Raw genomic sequence first — 17,094 nt, forward strand, 5'->3', positions numbered from 1 at the left:
TCACTAGGTTATCAGTAGCCATCTCTTTCACTCTCCGTATAATACTTTTGTAAAATGTCATAAAACATTTCTTTTAGTTGAGATTTTTTCATGCCTAAAATATAAGCCTCTATCAATAATTGCTCCACTTTCATAGCTATTTGGTGACATGAAATAGTCGTTGCTTTATTAGGATCTACGATAATAAATGCTCTAGACTGAGGCTTAATGGTGATGATCCCCTTTTTTTGAAGCTCTTTGTAGCTTTTATGAACTGTATGCAGATTGAGGTTTGTTTGTGCTGCTAGCTGGCGAATTGAAGGCAAATGTTCCCCCTTTTTTAAGCTTCCAGTCGCTATGGATAAAAGTAACTGCTGTGTGAGTTGTTGATAATATGGAATTTTGCTTCTTCGATTTACTTTTACATTCATTTGTCGAGGATTTCCTCCATATTAAAATTTCTTTTTGGCAATAAAATGATGCATGATAGCCATCATGAATAGTACAAGTAACAGTGTGACAATTATATTAAAGCTATACCATTTTTCTATGTCACCTGTCATGATTATCGTTGTAGCATACAAACTATTACTAGCTGGATTTATGACATCTAAGAATGGATGTAAACCAGCACAAAAACGACAAATAAATAAGACACCAATACTAATTAAAGCAATAAATGGTGTACTATTAAAAAATGTACTCATCATGGCAACAAATGTAATGATGAACAACAGCCAAATACAATAAAATGCTAAAGCTATCAATGCGCGCATTATCGGTACAGAGGTAAATAAATAAGATGTATAGCCAAGGGACATTGCATAGCCAAGCGAAATACATAGGACGGCTAAAATATAATGAGTAAGGAGTTTACTGTTTAAGTAGGATGTGATTGATACTGGCCTTGTTAAAATGAAGGCCATCATTCCATTCGCTTTTTCTCCTTGAATAATACCCATCGTTGCAATAGCAAGGATGATTATACCTAATTGATCAAATTGCGAATTAAGGGTTGAAGCAAGCACTTCTTCTCCCCCTGGCTTTGCCATTGTTGGATCAATTATAATCCCTTCTATACCACCCATTGATTGTAAAATAGCAGGCAAGAAATACATCATAATCGGCTGAGTTAAACCTAGGAGGATATAGACGATTGGTAGCCAAACGACTTTATATTCCTTTGTCATTTGATTCATTTCTTTTTTACTTAGTGCTATAAACGTATTCACTTCAAATTACACCACCAATTCTAAAAATATTTCTTCTAAGCTTTCTTGAAGGCCAAGATCAAACTTTGTAAATAGTACATTTGAATCCAATCCGTACTGTAGCAATCGATGGGCGTCCTCTTCCAAGTGATTGACATATACTTTAAAACCATCCCCACAATTTTCGATTCTCTTTACATAAGGTAAATGTTCAATCGTTGTTAGCCACTTAACATCTTTCTTTTGAACCGCTAAAAAGATAGCTGAATCTTGATAGCGATTAAGTAACTCTAATTTTGTTGCATCTTCTATTTTGTAACCATTTTTAATGACCACAAAGCGCTCACAAACTTCCTCCGCATCGCCTAAAATATGTGTAGAAAGTAGTATGGTCGTTTCTTTTTTTATGTCTTTTAATAGATTCAGCACTTCACGTCTACCAATTGGATCTAGGGCTGAAACTGGTTCATCCATAATGATGAAAGCTGGCTTGTGTAATAAAGCTTGTGCGATTCCAAGACGCTGTTTCATACCTCCTGAAAATGTTCCAACATGAGCATGTGCTTCTTTCCCTAAGCCTACCTTTTCCAGAAGAATTGGGATGTCTTTTTGTAATTGATTTTTCGAAATACCCGAAAGTGTCCCCATAAAGGCTAAAGTTTCAGAGGCTGTCATCCACGAGAAGAAATTAGGGTACTGTGGTAAATAACCAATATGATTTTTCATCTTTGAAATTTTTTGCCCATCAAGTACAATGTCCCCTGCATCTGCATAAAGAATATCAGCAATAATCTGAATTAATGTAGATTTTCCTGCCCCGTTTGGTCCAATAAGCCCTACACATTCATTCGAATCTATAACCATTGAAAAACTACTTACTGCCGTTTTCTGTTTAAATTTTTTCGTAATATTATTAATTTCTAAGCGCACGTTTATTGACATCCTTTCTTCCCATCACGAAATATAGAACAGAACCAATTGTATTAAAGAACAAAATAATAATGGCCCACATTAGTATGTTTTCTCTGCTATCTCTGTGTTTATATAAATCTATTAGTGCAACAGTGATAAGTAAAAAACCTACGAGTACAAATGGTAAAAGAATTGGTAGTATGCTTGCCCAATCAATTTGATTTAAGTCTTCAAAACCATAGTGTAATTTCATTTTTATAACCCCCTTCATTATCATTATCAATAATGATAACAAAAGAATGAAAAAATTTCATTACCTTTTTACTGTACATCTTTAAAAAAACGCTATAGTATATTTTTTGATAATGTTCTCAAATTGATAACATTTGATTGCTTCCCTTGATACTATCTCATTTTCTGGTAGGAGGATCGGTTTATGCGTAATAAAGCAGAGGTATTAATGCACCCTGTGAGAATGAAAATTTTACAAGCTCTGATGCACAATAAAGAAGAGGGTTTAAGCACATTGGAGATGATTTCTGTCATTAAAGATGTACCACAAGCCACTCTATATCGTCATATCCAAATTTTAGTCGATGAAAATATCATAAAAATTGTGAAAGAGCGAAAAGTTCGTTCTGTTACAGAGAAGTTTTATGCATTAAATGAAGGAGCAGCAAAACTTAGTAAGGAGGATTGGACTCAACTCACAACCAAGCAAAAATTAAATTATATTTCCTACTATCAATTGGCTTTACTATCTCAATATCAAAATTATTTGCATTCACTTGATGAAAAAGAAAGCACAACAGATTTAGCAACTTTTTCTTTAATCGACTTAACGTTAACGGACGATCAATTCAAAAACTTTGAAAATGAATTAAACGATTTATTAACTAAATACTATAATATGACCGATTCAAATAAAGGTTTGGAGACTAAAACAATTGCTTTAAATATTATTCCAAAGCCTTAGGTACTATTGACGTAAAGAAATGGAGAAGATTTATGAAAAAAGGAAAGTCACTAGAAAATATACGAAAATTAATTATGATCATTATTGGGGCAGTTATAGCCGCATACGGACTAGAGGCCGTGTTAATTCCGAATGCTGTCATTGATGGCGGTGTAACAGGTCTTAGTATTATGGGTGCGCACCTCTTTGGTATCCCGTTAGGCGTACTGCTCTTTGTATTAAATATTCCGTTCATTTATATCGGCTACAAGCAAGTTGGAAAAACCTTTGCCTTAATGAGTAGCGCTGGTATTGCAGCATTATCGATTTCTACAGTGCTTTTACATGACGTCAAAACCATTTTAGGCCCAAATGATCCCCTCCTAATTGTCTTATCTGGTGGTATGCTCCTTGGTGTGGGTATTGGAATTGTCCTACGAAATGGTGGCGCTTTAGATGGCTCAGAGGTTTTAGCTGTACTATTATCTCGTAAAATTCCATTTTCAGTCGGCGATATTATATTATTTATCAATGCCTTTATTTTCTTAGGGGCAAGCTTTATCTTTGGCTTAGAGAGTGCTCTCTACTCAGCGTTAACTTACTATATTGCCAAAAATGTTATCGATATTATCCAAGTTGGTTTAGAAAAATCAAAAGAAGTTCGTGTTGTTAGTGGAAAATCCGAGGAGATTGGAGACGCTATCCAAGCCCGCTTAGGACGTGGTGTTACCTATACACATGGACGTGGTGGTTTCTCCAATGAACCAACAGAAATCTTAAACTGTGTCATTAACCGTATGGAAGAAAATAAATTAGTTTCGATTATTAAAGACATCGACGAAGGCGCTTTTGTAGTCATTTCTGATGTGTCAGAAGTTCGTGGTGGTAACTTTAAGAAACGAGATATCCATTAATTTCAAAGTAAGTAAGGCGCACTATGCCTTACTTACTTTTTTTAGTTGCTTCTATCATATTTTACGCCTCCTATTAAACATAATCCTCCCAGCATTACTACTAAGGAAGCCCCAACTAAGGCATACTGATAGCTATTTGTGTAACTTGCAAGTGTGCCTGCAATGGATGGACCAATCATTTGTCCGAGCGCATAGCCAGCCGTTAAATAACCTATCATTTGATGACTATTAACTGGTGCAAGTTTCCTCGCTAATGTTGTACAAACAGTTGTAATTCCCATAAAGGTTGCCCCAAAAATGAAGGCACTAGCATAAAGGGTCATCGAATTTGTAGCTAGCGCAGGTAAAACAATACCTATCGCTTGCAGTAGCATAGAGATGAGTAAAATTTTCACATAGCCATAACGCTGTGCTAGCTTAGACCAAACGATACATGAGGGAATTGCTGCAACACCCACAACAAACCATACAAAGGCTGCATCTCCATGAAAGCTTGTCGACTCCTGTGCAATTGATACAATAAATGTGCCTGTGACAATATAGCCAAGCCCCTCTAAGCTATAAGCGATGATTAACCATTTCATCCAAGACTGAGGAGGCGTTTTCTGTGAAATTATCTGGCTTTCCACTAGTTGTTTACTTGGTGTAATAGGCTTAATGAATAGTACAATCAAGACAAACAATACAATACTAAATAAAGCTAATACGATCCAAGTTCCATTCCAATGGAAAACAGCTTGGATTGGTGAAACAATTACCGCACTTAATGCAATCCCTATTCCCACCCCACTATAGAACAGCCCCGATAGATGCATATGACTACTGCTGGCTAACTGGTCTAGTATAAGGCTTGTTATAACAACAAAAATAAAAGCACTCACAACACCCGAGATAAATCGTAATAAATACCAAATGATGATTACATTTGTAAAGCCCATGAAGGCTGTTGTTAAAATGCTGATACCAAGGGTAATTTGCAAAAAGAGAATACGTTTATTCCCTATTGGTAAACGACCTGCCACCCAGGCTCCAACCAAATAACCTAAGTAATTACTTGTTGCTAAGTAACCTGCTGTTGCTCGGCTAAATTCAAAAGTTTCTTGCATATAAGGTAAAATAACCGTATACGAAAAACGGCCGATGCCCATAGCAATAACTAAAGCAAAAATACCCCCGATTAAATAGCGTACGGTTTGCTTGTGCATATCATCACTCCTTCTATTTCACTATATCGAATATCTAGGTATCAAAAATAGATCTAATTCTTTATAATAAGTATCAATAAAATTGATAGCTGGAGGGCATATGAATATTAATGATTTAACGATTTATCGAACAGTCGTCCAAACAGGTAGCTTTTCTAAAGCTGCCACAGCACTTAATTACACACAATCCAATATCTCTATGAAAATACAAAGTCTTGAGGCAATCTACGAAACAACCTTTTTTTATCGTGGACATCGAGGGATACGGCTAACACCAAAAGGAGAACAATTCTACGAGTTAGTCCTAAAAATGCTTCATCTCTATGAAAAAACCTTTGAGATCATACATGAAACGGAGGAACAACGAGGCGTTTTACGAATTGGTTCGATGGAAACAACTGCTGCATTGCATTTACCAACTCTGTTAAGCACATTTCATCAAGCACATGAACAAGTGGATATCACCATATTAACAAGCCCTTCTCAGTACAATATTGAACGGGTAGAAAACTATGAACTAGATGGCGCATTTGTTACCGGACCTGTTTATAAAGAAAATATAATGATGAAAGAGTTTGTCTGTGAAGAGCTTGTTATTCTCACTTCTAGCAAGCATAAACCTATTAAGCATCTACAGGATTTAGAGGGAAGCACTGTGATTACATTCCGACATGGCTGTTCCTATCGAGCCATCTTGGAACATTGGTTACATGAAGAAGGGGTTCGACCACAAAATCGAATGGAGCTTGGTACGCTTGACGGTATTATTGGCTGTGTTGCTGCTGGGTTAGGTATTACCTTACTACCACTTGCCATTGCGGAAAAATATATGGCAACACAAGCATTAACATTGCACAAGATAAAGAACAAGCAAGCACATATTCCTACATGGTTTATTTATCGTAAGGACGAAGTACAATCCCCCATCCTAACTTATTTTTTAGAAGCCATAGAAGCTTATGACTATCCGACAGTTTGAGGGTTCTATCCTTCAGTTTTGAAATTCTATCCGTCAGTTTTGAAATTCTATCCGTCAGTTTTGAAATTCTATCCGTCATTTTAACAATTCTATCCTTCCCCTAATAAAAAAAGCTGTTCAGCAGATTATCTCCACTGAACAGCTTAATATTAGGCAATAACGGTTTCCGCTATGTTAGAAGCATGATCACCAATTCTTTCTAAATTACTCACAATATCCGCAAATACAATACCTGCTGAACCTGAGCAAACTCCTTCATTTAATCGCTTAATATGCAACTTACGTAAACGTCTCTCCATATTATCAATTTCATTTTCTTTTTCTATCACTTGCTGTGCTAAGGAAAGATCACGCTTATCAAGGGATTCAATAGACATTTTCACAGTTTCTAATGTAAAAACAAACATATCTTCTAACTCCTGCATCGCTTGTTGACTTAAACGAACGCGATTACTATCCTTGTATTGCAGAAGCTCAATTATATTTTCTACATGATCACCAATTCGTTCGATATCCCGAATATTTTCAAATAAAGCATGATGCACTTGGGAATCATGGGTTGATAGAGATTGTTTTGATAGCTCCACTAAATATTCCGTTGATTTGCGGTCTAAATTATTAATGGCTTCCTCCAATTGGCCGACCTTGCCGATTAACTTAGCATCATCCGTTTTCAAAATCGTTAACGTTTCTTCTAGACCTTGAATACTATACTCGCCCATGCGCACTACTTCCATTTTTGCTTGACCTAATGCCACTGATGGTGATTTGATAATCAAATTTTTATCCAAAAATTTTGGTTTGTATTCAATAACTGAATCTTCGCCTGGAATTAGTTTCGTTACGACATAAGCCCAAACACCTATGAACGGTAACTGAATGATTGTATTGATGACATTAAACGTTCCATGTGCAAAGGCTATTTGCATTTTCGGCTCTAAATTGAGCACCCCTGCAATCCATTCCACATAGTTCGTAAATAATCCCAATATGAGCATAAAGATAATTGTACCCACTACATTAAATAGTAAATGTGTGGCAGCTGCTCGCTTTGCTGCAATAGAAGCACCTAAAGCGGCTAGAATTGCTGTAATCGTTGTACCAATATTATCTCCAAACAAGACAGGTAATGCCCCGTGTAAAGTTATTAAATCTTCAGCATAAAGCCCTTGTAAAATCCCTACTGTAGCTGAGGAAGATTGAACAATCAGGGTGAATATCGTTCCTACTAATACCCCTAAAATCGGCACATCAGACATTTGTACAGTCAAATCTAAAAATGGTTGCCAATCTCTAAGTGGCTTCATTCCACCACTCATAAGCTCTAAACCAATAAATAAACCTGCAAACCCGAATAATACTTGTCCAATATTTTGAATGAAACTTTTCTTAAAGAAAAATAAGCATATCGCGCCCACTGCCATAATTGGATATGCGTAAGCACCTACATCTATTCCTATAATAAATGCTGTGATGGTTGTCCCAATATTAGCTCCCATAATAACGCCTATTGCTTGACGCAATTTCATAAGTCCTGCGCTCACTAGTCCAACAGTTATAACGGTCGTACCTGAACTTGATTGTATGAGAACTGTAACCACAATACCAACTAGTACACCCATCAATGGGTTTGTTGTAAATTTATCTAAAATATCTCTTAGTCGATCACCTGCAGCCTTCTGCAAGCCATCTCCCATAAATTTAATAGCGAAAAGAAATAAGCCTAACCCTCCAAGAAATTGGAAAATCATCTCCTGTACATTGATAGCCAATCCATTCAACCCTTTCCTTGTTGTCAGACTTTATTATTAATAGTTTTAAGCTAGCTGTACATATCATTTACAATGGATTAAATTAATGTTTACACGCCCTTTACAATTAGTCCAAAAAACGGACATATTCAAATCAAATTCAACAAAAAACAAACAAAAAAAACATGAAAAAATCTTCAATCAGATTTTTACATGTTTTCTTTTGACGACTGAATGCATTTCCATTAGGCTGTAATTAGACACTGAAGGGAGTTTTTTATGGATATTTTTATAGCTAGTAACCGCCAATTACCGATCCGCTACTATGTGCAGGAAGCAATTTGGATTCGACGTGGTGGCAGTATTAAGCTGCCAGATTTAACACTGCCATTTTTCGTTGAGGTAGAGATTAAAAATCAATATAATTTACATATCATTGCAGATTATATTATGGACTTTCAACGACAATACAAGCATACTGAAATCCAATTATTAATCAGAAACACAGCTACCCTAGCAACCCTGCAAGACATGCTGTCACATCATACACAAACACAACATGCCATTACTATTCTTCCATTGTAGTCAGTTATGTAGCTGCTAACGGCAATGTGATAATAAAGTACAGTGTCTCATTTTTGTATTTTGCGTGAATCGTTCCTCCGTGAAGCTCCACTATACTTTTGGCAATCGCTAGTCCAAGCCCTGAGCCCTCGGTTACATTTGTTCTCGATTGATCTTTTTTATAAAATCTCTCAAATAAACTAGCAAGCTCCACCGATGTAAAGGCATCACTTTGATTCGCTACACAAATACGCACATGGTGTGCTTGTCCTTCAAGGGAAACCATAATTTTCCCTTCAGCAGTACTATAATTGATCGCATTGATGAGGAGATTATCAAAAACTCGTACAATCTTTTCCGAATCCAGCGCAGCAACAATTCGATTCTCTGGAAAATGTTTTATAAAAATACGTTGTTTCTCCTCTGCTAACGGTACTAATTCCTCCATTAGTTGTTCGAGCAGCTCATTTACACAAACTTGTTGTCGCATTAAAGTATTTTTATCATTCGTGAGCTTAGTATATTCAAATAAATCGTCTATTAAATTTTTTAATTGTTCGGATTTAGAAAAGGCTATTTTCAAATATTCGTCATATTGCTCTTTTGTCTCATACTTCTCTTCTCTTAATAAACGCAAATAACCCATGATTGAGGTAAGAGGTGTTCTAAGGTCATGTGAAACATTTGTAATAAGCTCGTTTTTTTGTTGCTCAATTTTCCTCTCCATCTCGATACTTGTCATAATTTCTTCTGCCATTTGATTAACATTATCCGTTAGTGAAGCAATTTCATCTTGGCCTTTTTTCTCAATACGAAAGGCTAAATTTCCTTTTGCGATTTCCATAACCCCCTCTGCTAATGCCTCAATTTGATTCATTTTGCGTTTTGTTATCGAGAAAAATGATACGATAAACAACATAACACCAATGAAAAAAGGTATGGGACCTTCATTCGTACTTGTGATGGCTTCTCCTTGTGGAAGTCCACTAACAAAGAAGTAATAATTTTTATCTTGTAAAGTTAGTGGCACTAATGTAGTAAACTCTTCACGAGAAGTTTCGATCATATGATAGGCATTTTCAAAAGGTTGATTCATTGTAAAGCCCATGACATGCCTTATTTCTTCATGCAAATCGATTTGTTGCTCTTTTACCTGCTTTGTTTTATATAAGATCTTACCTGCCTCATCTGTGACGACAATTTTGAATGCATTGTCCTCATTTTCTATTTTTCCATTTTCTTGATCGATCAATTCTCTTAATGCTTCAACACTATTTTCTTGGGTTGCCAATGCTGCTGTATCCTGTGCATGATAATACATCATCTTCATACTACCACTATAATCCACAATCACTGTCTCATTGTTATTCTCAAAAAATGGCACTACTGCACGTGCCACTAAAAAACTGCCAAGTGCACATAATAAAAACGTTGTAAATAGTTGAATACGAATGCTACGTTGAATATTATTTTTTATTTTCGCACCAATTTGCTTCAGAAACCTTGGGAACTTTAAAAGCCTAGAGAACTTTTTCAACTTTATACCCTACTCCCCATACGGTTTTAATATATTGTGGATTCCTTGGATTTGCCTCAATTCGCTCTCTAATTTTTCGAATATGTACCATTACAGTATTTTCCGATTGAAATGCTTCCTCTTTCCAAACTTTTTCATAGATTTGCTCTGCACTCATGACAATGCCAGGGTTACTAACAAGCAATTCCAAAATAGCAAACTCCCTAGGTGTCAGCTTTACTCTTTCATTGTTAACAAAAACTTCATGTGTCGCTGTATTGATACGTAAATCGCCAACTTCCAGCTCCTCTCTATTGCTGCTATGTAAGCCACTCATTTTCAGATAGCGACGGAGCTGTGATTTAATACGTGCAATTAGCTCTAACGGATTAAAGGGCTTAGTCACATAATCATCAGCACCTATCGTTAAACCACTAATCTTATCCATATCTTGAGATTTGGCAGTTAGCATAATAATAGGCATTTCTGCTATTTCTCTTACCTTCATACACATTTCAATGCCATTTACTTTAGGCATCATTAAATCCAATACAATTAAATGTACTTTATGCTTCTTTACTAACTGTAAGCCCTCTTCTCCATCACATGCCTCTAACACATGAAACCCCTCATTTTTCAAATAAATGCCTATCAGATTTCTTATCTCTTTTTCATCATCTACAATTAAAATTGTTTCATTACTCATCTAATCCCACCATTAATCAAATATTTTCCATTCATAATGCTCCTCCATTTTAGCTATTTTATTATTTTCCGTATATAAAAATAATAAATACAGCTAACAGTCACGATGAATAACCCAAAGTACATACCATATTTCGTAGCAATCAAAGAAATATATTCAATTTGACTGCCAAATAATAAACCTAGTGTAAAATAAATCAATGTCCAGACAAAGCCTGTTGTATAGGAAAATAAGGCATATGTTTTAAAAGACATATTATTCATTCCCACCAAGTAAGGGAGGATATGTCGAACAATTGGAATAAAGTAACTCAGGACTAATGCAAAGTGTCCATATTGATCTAACAATTCTTGTGATTTGGTTAAGTACTTTGCCTTTTTCTTTTTCACAAGTTTATCGAGTACACGATGACCAAATAGTTTTCCAAGTATAAATCCTAGAGAAAGCCCTGAAACAACGCCTAAATAAGTAAGTAAGAAAGATTTCCATATGATCAATTTTCCTAGCGACGATAGAAAACCACCACTCATGACAATCATTTCATCTGGTAGTGGCATGCCTATGATCCCTAGCCATAAACTAAAAAACAAAGCAAAATAGCCATATTGTTCAATAAATAATAAAAGATCCTTTAGCTCCATTAGCTGACCCTCGTATTTCCTAGCCTACAGCTCAATACATAGGCTGGTGGCATATTAATCCATACTTTCTCATGTGAAATATTCTGAAAATAGGTTTGAAAAAATGATTTTTTCACAAGTGAATATTGGAAAGTAATGAATTTTCCATTGTACAAACAATCCCTCACATTTTTTAAAATACAACACGATACTTCCGCCTTTAACGATGTAAATGGCAGTCCAGAAATAACATAATCTATTTTTTTGATATTCAAATCCGTCAAATATTGCTTCAAATTTTCTGCTGAACCATGGATCACTACAACATTGGCTACATGAGCAAATTGCCTACGCAGTTTCTCACAAAAAATCGCATTATGTTCAATGAGAACAAGTAATGTAGCTGGCTTTTTTCTTTTCACAAGCTCCTTTGTAAAGGCCCCCATCCCAGGGCCAAGCTCTATAATGCATTGAGCCGTCTCAAAGCAAATAGGTTGCACCATTTTATGCGCTAATTTCTTAGAACTAGGTGATATAGCGCCTATTGTTTTTGGATGCTTTATAAATTCAGTAAGGAAGGTGATGAGCTGCATTTAGTTGTCTCCTCGCTTTGCTTTCTTTATTGATGGTTTTAACTATAAAGAGACTTTCTTAAAGATTTGCAAGGAGAATTCTTAACTTTTTCTTAATAATTGACATTATTTAGTTAGTAGATCAACACGATCTCATACGGTGAAACAAAAAAGTCGCTCATTTTCATTCATGAGTGACTTAATTGCTTGATTTCTATATTCATCTTCATTTTTCTTTTTACACTCTTCATCCCTAAATCTCATAAAATTCAATTTCATTGGTATTGAACTCACACACATTAATTCTATAGATGTAGCCTCCTCCCCATTCTTTATAACGTTTAAGTAACCGTTTCCCCAAGATGATTGATCGCAATATAATCTTCATTTTTAGCTGTATCAATAGTAATGATCATATTTCCCTCTTTTCTTAACAGCTTTATAAAGGCATGGTCCTTTCTTATACGACTTATTGTAATTTTAATCTTTTACTCTATGTCTTATGATTCCAATATTAATCCCTCTTATAATTAATTGCCCTAAAACATAAAAGAATGAAACAAAGATAATGGCTATATCTCTTCCAAAAGGCTTAAACCAACTTCCATCATCATCTATAAAAAAATGGCCTAACATTAAAGACAAAGCAGTCATCCAAAAATTTAGGACAATGAACAAAGGTAGATGAACATTTCTAGATACTATGCCAACTCCAATGATGGAAAAAAGAAATAATGGCAATAAGAAGCTGGCCTCTTGGTTTGAGAGGTGGCTATTATACTCGTAAAAATGAAATAAAAACGGAAATGGAAATAGCGACAACATACTTTGAATGCATCTTTTCATTTCAGCTACACCTCCACAAAAATATAATATGATTATTTAAGTGTAATTTTACACTAATTATAATCTTTTATCTATAAAAAATAAAATGTATAGGATGGTAATTCTTCTGTATTAACTTCCTCCTGAACATCAGTACAATTTCCCTTAAGATTCATAAAAGATAAAAAGGTACTTCGTTCTAATGACTATTTCCTACATAAAATAGGCATACAATTGCTGCCAATCGAATAGAAACCTATATAGGGAACATTTAGTCATGGGAAAAATAAAGTGGGGTGTGTAAGGATGCTTAAAGTAAATGATGCAAAAGAAATGGTACTTGAAATTGTGCAAGATGACCCATTGTTTGTGGCACTGCAACATACACCTTTAGAGGAAAACCTCTATAATGATGGGTATTTAGCAGAGATCGATGAATCGAAACACTATACAATTGCAGAAGTCGCGGGCTGGTTTGATATTACAGACGCCATGCTTCGCTACTATTTAAAACCGTTTGAACAGTATATTTTTGACAATGCTTCGCCCAATACAAATAGCAATATTCGTTTAAACCTACCTGCTATATTGAGATTGCGCATGATTTTATTATTGAAGGATGAGTATCGTGTAAGGGGGATTAAATTATTGCTAGGTATTGATGATAACGGTCAGTTGCTGAAACACCAAATTACCGCAACGACCATGGATTCTGAGGATTTATCACATAAAATCGATTTGCTTGGAAACGTCCTACAGCAAATGATTCAAACAGGTCTTTTTCAGATTTTGCCGAATGAAGAGCAAGGGACATTACAAGTTAACATTAATCAGGACTTTCTTGACAAAAACATTCAACGTCTTTCGACCGATTCTGTCCTTCAAGTGGAAGAAATTCAAAAAGAAACGTTGGAGCTAAAGCAGGAAAATGAGCATCTACAAAATCAAATTACCGAGCTGCAAGAAAATAGCGTGAAGGACATTGTCCAAAAGATTAGAGAGCGTCATATAGAAAATGAAATCGTTTCTACATTACGTACAGAAGCATTACAGCAATATTCCCAAAATCATAAAGTCGGTTTTTTCACCAAATTTTTTAAGTCCGCACAAATTGAAATGGACAAAGAGCAATTCGTTCTAAGCTATATTTCAAAGCATTTAGAAGAACGTTTAGAAATTGCATTGAACAATTATTATGATAAGTAAACTGAAGCAATGGAGAGCATGAGTGAGACTATTGGAAATGGTCACAATCATGTTCTTTTTTATTTTCCCAAATCACATTGACCACAGTAGTCAATTTCTATATAATGGCATAAAATATGACGGAAAGGAGTAAAAAATTGTATCAAGCTTTTATGAATTTAACCGAAGAAAAGCGCCAAGCAATTATTAATGCTGCCTTAAGGGAATTTTCGCTCAATAACTATGCTACCGCTTCAACAAACAAAATTGTGAGCAATGCCAATATATCAAAAGGCATTTTATATCACTATTTTGGTAGTAAAAAAAATTTATATCTTTTCTTATATGACTATACAACTACTAAATTCTCCGAGGCACTTAATCGCCAAATTGATTTAGCAGAGCCTGATATTTTTAAGCGTTATGAACAGATCATGAAAATTAAAGTTGATCTCATGAAGCAATATCATGCGCTGTTTGATTTTTTGAAAAAGGCCTATGCTGAAACAAGCTCTGAGGTACGAGATGAACTAAATCATTACAATGCCGCTTTTCAAAAAAATGCTTATGTAACTGCATTCGAAGGAATTGATACGAGTTTATTCCGAGAAAATTTGGATATCAAAAAGGCAATTGATACTATTCAATGGGTAACAGATGGTATCAGTCATCGTTATGAGGAAAGATTAAAAGCGCATGTAGATAATCAAGAGCTCTTTAATGAATTAATCGAGCAATGCATGGAAGAGGCTAGTGAATATTTTCTATTTTTGAAAACATTATTGTATCAATAAAATGGGGTGAGTGACGTGTCCATGATTGAAGTAAACCATTTAACTAAAAAGTTTGGCGATTTTTATAGTATACAAAATGTTCATCTACAAATTCCAAAGGGTGAAGTGTTCGGTTTTTTAGGACCAAATGGGGCAGGAAAATCCACAACTATACGCCATTTAATGGGTTTTTTACAGCCAACTGAGGGCTCTTGTTTCATTAACGGTTTAAATTGTCGGGAGGCATCTGCAACCATTCAACAAGTTGTTGGCTATTTACCTGGAGAAATTGCGTTTATTGATAAAATGACGGGTAAGCAATTTATTCACTTTATTGCTAAGTTAAGAGGGATGAATGATTACACCCATGCCGAGGAATTAATGCATTTCTTTGAATTAGATGCTTCTGGGCTCATAAAAAAAATGTCGAAAGGTATGAAGCAGAAGGTTGGTTTAGTTTGTGCCTTCATGCATCATCCCGAAATTGTCATTCTAGATGAACCTACTAGTGGTTTAGACCCGCTCATGCAAACCAAATTTATTGAATTCATTTTAGCTGAAAAGGACAAAGGAACGACCATTTTCATGTCCTCTCATATAATTGAAGAAGTAGAGAAAACTTGTGATCGTGTAGCGATTATTAATGCAGGTAAAATCGTGGCGACTGAAACCATTACAGATTTAAAGAAACGTAAATCTAAAAAATACATGCTTGAGTTTCAAGATGAGCAAGAGCTCACTCGCTTCCTTGATGAGGAATATGTACTTGAACGTATCTCTTCTACAAAAGTTATGATTACTATAATGGGAGACCTTCAAGCATTTCTCCATACGCTATCTAACTATAAAATTATAGACTTAGACGTTATTTCCCAGTCACTAGAAGATATTTTTATGCATTATTACGAAAGTGGAGGTGCTTAATCATGAATTTTACCTTATTCAAGCATGAGTTATTTGCCTCTCTTAAACTATTCACCATTATTATCGGTGTACTAATGCTATATATTGTCAGTGTAATTTATATGTATAACCCAGAAATGACGGATACACTAAAAAAATTAACAGAAACAATGCCTGAGATGATGGCAGCCTTTGGTATGACCAGCATTGGCGATACCTTGATAGAATTTCTCTCCACCTATTTATATGGATTTTTATTAATGATTCTTCCTTTGGTATTTTCTATCATGTTAGCCAATAAGCTCATCATGGGCTATATTGATAATGGTTCGATGGCATACTTAATCGCTACACCGAATACACGTTTTAAAATTGTCTTTACACAAGCACTATTTTTGATCATCAGCCTTTTTACACTCCTTGCTGTTACTACGTTGGTCATGATTGTCTTTGCAGAAATATTATTCCCTAATGAGCTGGACATAACGGCCCTACTGCTGTTAAATTTCGGGCTATTTTTATTGCACTTTGCCATTAGTGGATTCTGTTTTCTTATGTCTTGCAGCACGAAAGATTTAAGAACATCCTATGCCTATAGTGCTGGCATTCCCATTGCCTTTTATCTGATTGAGGCACTGAGCAATATGGGTGGTTCACTAGACAAATTACAATACATTACAATCTATTCATTGTTCGATTCCGTTCAATTAATCCAACAAAATAGCTCTTGCTGGTGGATGCTAGGTACACTTTTCCTCATTGGCTTGCTTTGCTATAGTCTAGCAATTCGTTTTTTTGTAAAACGAGATTTACATCTCTAAATTTCTAGCCGCTACAGATCCAGTGCTGTAGCGGTTTTCATTAAATAGTACCTACTACATTTCCTAAAAAACGTATTAATCGAAAATGTAGAGCGACCATTTCTTCTACTGTTAAGTTCTCGTTCCCCTTGTCCAACCACTCCTGAATGACCCCTAAAATGGCAGATGCTATAAAGGCTTGTAAGTATTGTTGAAACTCTGGATCCTGTGCTTCCTTGCGTATAAGCGATAATCTGTCCAAAATATGACTCCCAAAGATCATTTTCACCTTTTGTGTAAAGCTAGGGCTCCCCTGCTCTCCTAATAACATACGAAAAGCTGGTGCATGCTCTTTTATACACGTTATCACCTTGATAAATGGCTGATAGAGTTGCCCCATTTTTAACGTTTGAAAAGCATCCAACGGCTGAACATGTTTGACATAGCACTCTAACTCCATTAATAGCTCTTGCTGCAAATCCTCCATCACATCATATTTATCTGAATAATGTAAATAAAACGTGCCACGATTAATTTCAGCTACTAACGCTAAATTCTTTACAGTCACACGCTCAAAGCCTAATTCCTCTACTTGTTGGATAAAAGCATTTTTAATGGCTTGCTTCGTTTCAAAATTCATTTTTTCATGTACAGACACATATTTCCCTCCATTTACTTAACACTTGCTGGCAAACTGTTGATTGTATTTGCTCACATGCTACCG

20 protein-coding genes are annotated in these 17,094 nt (G+C 35.4%); 8 read left to right on the plus strand and 12 right to left on the minus strand.

Annotated elements, in window-relative coordinates:
• Positions 1 to 11: 11 nt before the first annotated feature.
• The 4 genes from VK91_RS04475 to VK91_RS04490 are packed head-to-tail and all read right to left on the minus strand — an operon-like array spanning position 12 to position 2,355.
• Positions 12 to 410 carry a GntR family transcriptional regulator gene (locus tag VK91_RS04475; protein WP_048391179.1) on the minus strand — a complete coding sequence of 133 codons (399 nt, stop codon included), beginning with the start codon at positions 408 to 410 and terminating at the stop codon, positions 12 to 14.
• Between the two features lie 21 nt (positions 411 to 431).
• Entirely contained in the window at positions 432 to 1,211 is a 780-nt protein-coding gene (locus VK91_RS04480) for an ABC transporter permease (protein ID WP_048391181.1), read from the minus strand.
• Positions 1,212 to 1,217: 6 nt separating this feature from the next.
• The gene (locus VK91_RS04485) at positions 1,218 to 2,120 is read right to left on the minus strand and encodes an ABC transporter ATP-binding protein (RefSeq protein ID WP_048391182.1); all 903 of its coding nucleotides are present in this window, start codon (positions 2,118 to 2,120) and stop codon (positions 1,218 to 1,220) included.
• Positions 2,104 to 2,355: a PLD nuclease N-terminal domain-containing protein gene (locus tag VK91_RS04490; RefSeq protein ID WP_016994843.1), complete on the minus strand. Its 252-nt coding sequence runs from the start codon at positions 2,353 to 2,355 to the stop codon at positions 2,104 to 2,106. The genes VK91_RS04485 and VK91_RS04490 overlap by 17 nt, the downstream gene beginning before the upstream one ends.
• A 183-nt stretch (positions 2,356 to 2,538) precedes the next feature.
• Between VK91_RS04490 and VK91_RS04495 the strand changes: the two genes are divergently transcribed.
• Positions 2,539 to 3,078, plus strand: coding sequence for a transcriptional regulator (locus VK91_RS04495; protein ID WP_048391183.1), 540 nt, complete (start codon positions 2,539 to 2,541; stop codon positions 3,076 to 3,078).
• Between the two features lie 32 nt (positions 3,079 to 3,110).
• Entirely contained in the window at positions 3,111 to 3,971 is an 861-nt protein-coding gene (locus VK91_RS04500) for a YitT family protein (RefSeq protein WP_048391185.1), read from the plus strand.
• Between the two features lie 41 nt (positions 3,972 to 4,012).
• Here VK91_RS04500 and VK91_RS04505 read toward each other — a convergent pair whose 3' ends face one another.
• The gene (locus VK91_RS04505) at positions 4,013 to 5,176 is read right to left on the minus strand and encodes a YbfB/YjiJ family MFS transporter (protein WP_048391187.1); all 1,164 of its coding nucleotides are present in this window, start codon (positions 5,174 to 5,176) and stop codon (positions 4,013 to 4,015) included.
• A gap of 100 nt (positions 5,177 to 5,276) precedes the next feature.
• Between VK91_RS04505 and VK91_RS04510 the strand changes: the two genes are divergently transcribed.
• The gene (locus VK91_RS04510; RefSeq protein ID WP_048391189.1) at positions 5,277 to 6,155 is read left to right on the plus strand and encodes a LysR family transcriptional regulator; all 879 of its coding nucleotides are present in this window, start codon (positions 5,277 to 5,279) and stop codon (positions 6,153 to 6,155) included.
• A gap of 149 nt (positions 6,156 to 6,304) precedes the next feature.
• Here the strand turns inward: VK91_RS04510 and VK91_RS04515 are convergent, their stop codons facing one another.
• A complete protein-coding gene (locus VK91_RS04515; protein WP_197078708.1) occupies positions 6,305 to 7,906 on the minus strand; it encodes a Na/Pi cotransporter family protein in 1,602 nt (533 codons plus the stop codon).
• A 279-nt stretch (positions 7,907 to 8,185) separates the two neighbouring features.
• Here VK91_RS04515 and VK91_RS04520 point away from each other — a divergent pair, with 279 nt between their 5' ends.
• On the plus strand, positions 8,186 to 8,491 hold the full coding sequence (locus VK91_RS04520) for a hypothetical protein (RefSeq protein WP_048391191.1): 306 nt from the start codon (positions 8,186 to 8,188) through the stop codon (positions 8,489 to 8,491).
• 4 nt (positions 8,492 to 8,495) lie between these two features.
• Here the strand turns inward: VK91_RS04520 and VK91_RS04525 are convergent, their stop codons facing one another.
• From VK91_RS04525 to VK91_RS23010, 5 genes are all read right to left on the minus strand, one after another.
• The gene (locus VK91_RS04525) at positions 8,496 to 10,007 is read right to left on the minus strand and encodes a sensor histidine kinase (RefSeq protein ID WP_048391192.1); all 1,512 of its coding nucleotides are present in this window, start codon (positions 10,005 to 10,007) and stop codon (positions 8,496 to 8,498) included.
• Positions 9,991 to 10,692, minus strand: a complete 702-nt coding sequence (locus VK91_RS04530) for a response regulator transcription factor (protein ID WP_048391196.1) — start codon at positions 10,690 to 10,692, stop codon at positions 9,991 to 9,993. The genes VK91_RS04525 and VK91_RS04530 overlap by 17 nt, the downstream gene beginning before the upstream one ends.
• A gap of 53 nt (positions 10,693 to 10,745) precedes the next feature.
• Positions 10,746 to 11,333: a DedA family protein gene (locus tag VK91_RS04535; protein ID WP_048391197.1), complete on the minus strand. Its 588-nt coding sequence runs from the start codon at positions 11,331 to 11,333 to the stop codon at positions 10,746 to 10,748.
• On the minus strand, positions 11,333 to 11,905 hold the full coding sequence (locus VK91_RS04540) for a class I SAM-dependent methyltransferase (protein ID WP_048391198.1): 573 nt from the start codon (positions 11,903 to 11,905) through the stop codon (positions 11,333 to 11,335). The genes VK91_RS04535 and VK91_RS04540 overlap by 1 nt, the downstream gene beginning before the upstream one ends.
• Before the next feature lie 459 nt (positions 11,906 to 12,364).
• On the minus strand, positions 12,365 to 12,730 hold the full coding sequence (locus VK91_RS23010; protein ID WP_231595579.1) for a hypothetical protein: 366 nt from the start codon (positions 12,728 to 12,730) through the stop codon (positions 12,365 to 12,367).
• Between the two features lie 285 nt (positions 12,731 to 13,015).
• Here VK91_RS23010 and VK91_RS04550 point away from each other — a divergent pair, with 285 nt between their 5' ends.
• From VK91_RS04550 to VK91_RS04565, 4 genes are all read left to right on the plus strand, one after another.
• Entirely contained in the window at positions 13,016 to 13,915 is a 900-nt protein-coding gene (locus tag VK91_RS04550; RefSeq protein ID WP_048391199.1) for a hypothetical protein, read from the plus strand.
• 137 nt (positions 13,916 to 14,052) lie between these two features.
• Entirely contained in the window at positions 14,053 to 14,688 is a 636-nt protein-coding gene (locus VK91_RS04555; RefSeq protein ID WP_048391200.1) for a TetR/AcrR family transcriptional regulator, read from the plus strand.
• Positions 14,689 to 14,709: 21 nt separating this feature from the next.
• The gene (locus tag VK91_RS04560; protein ID WP_231595594.1) at positions 14,710 to 15,591 is read left to right on the plus strand and encodes an ABC transporter ATP-binding protein; all 882 of its coding nucleotides are present in this window, start codon (positions 14,710 to 14,712) and stop codon (positions 15,589 to 15,591) included.
• A 2-nt stretch (positions 15,592 to 15,593) separates the two neighbouring features.
• A complete protein-coding gene (locus tag VK91_RS04565) occupies positions 15,594 to 16,391 on the plus strand; it encodes an ABC transporter permease subunit (protein ID WP_175400711.1) in 798 nt (265 codons plus the stop codon).
• A gap of 40 nt (positions 16,392 to 16,431) precedes the next feature.
• Here the strand turns inward: VK91_RS04565 and VK91_RS04570 are convergent, their stop codons facing one another.
• Complete coding sequence (locus VK91_RS04570) at positions 16,432 to 17,028, minus strand: TetR/AcrR family transcriptional regulator (RefSeq protein ID WP_048391205.1); 597 nt, start codon at positions 17,026 to 17,028, stop codon at positions 16,432 to 16,434.
• Between the last annotated feature and the right edge of the window lie 66 nt (positions 17,029 to 17,094).

Source organism: Lysinibacillus sp. LK3 (assembly GCF_001043675.1).
In the GTDB taxonomy this organism is placed as follows: domain Bacteria; phylum Bacillota; class Bacilli; order Bacillales_A; family Planococcaceae; genus Lysinibacillus; species Lysinibacillus capsici.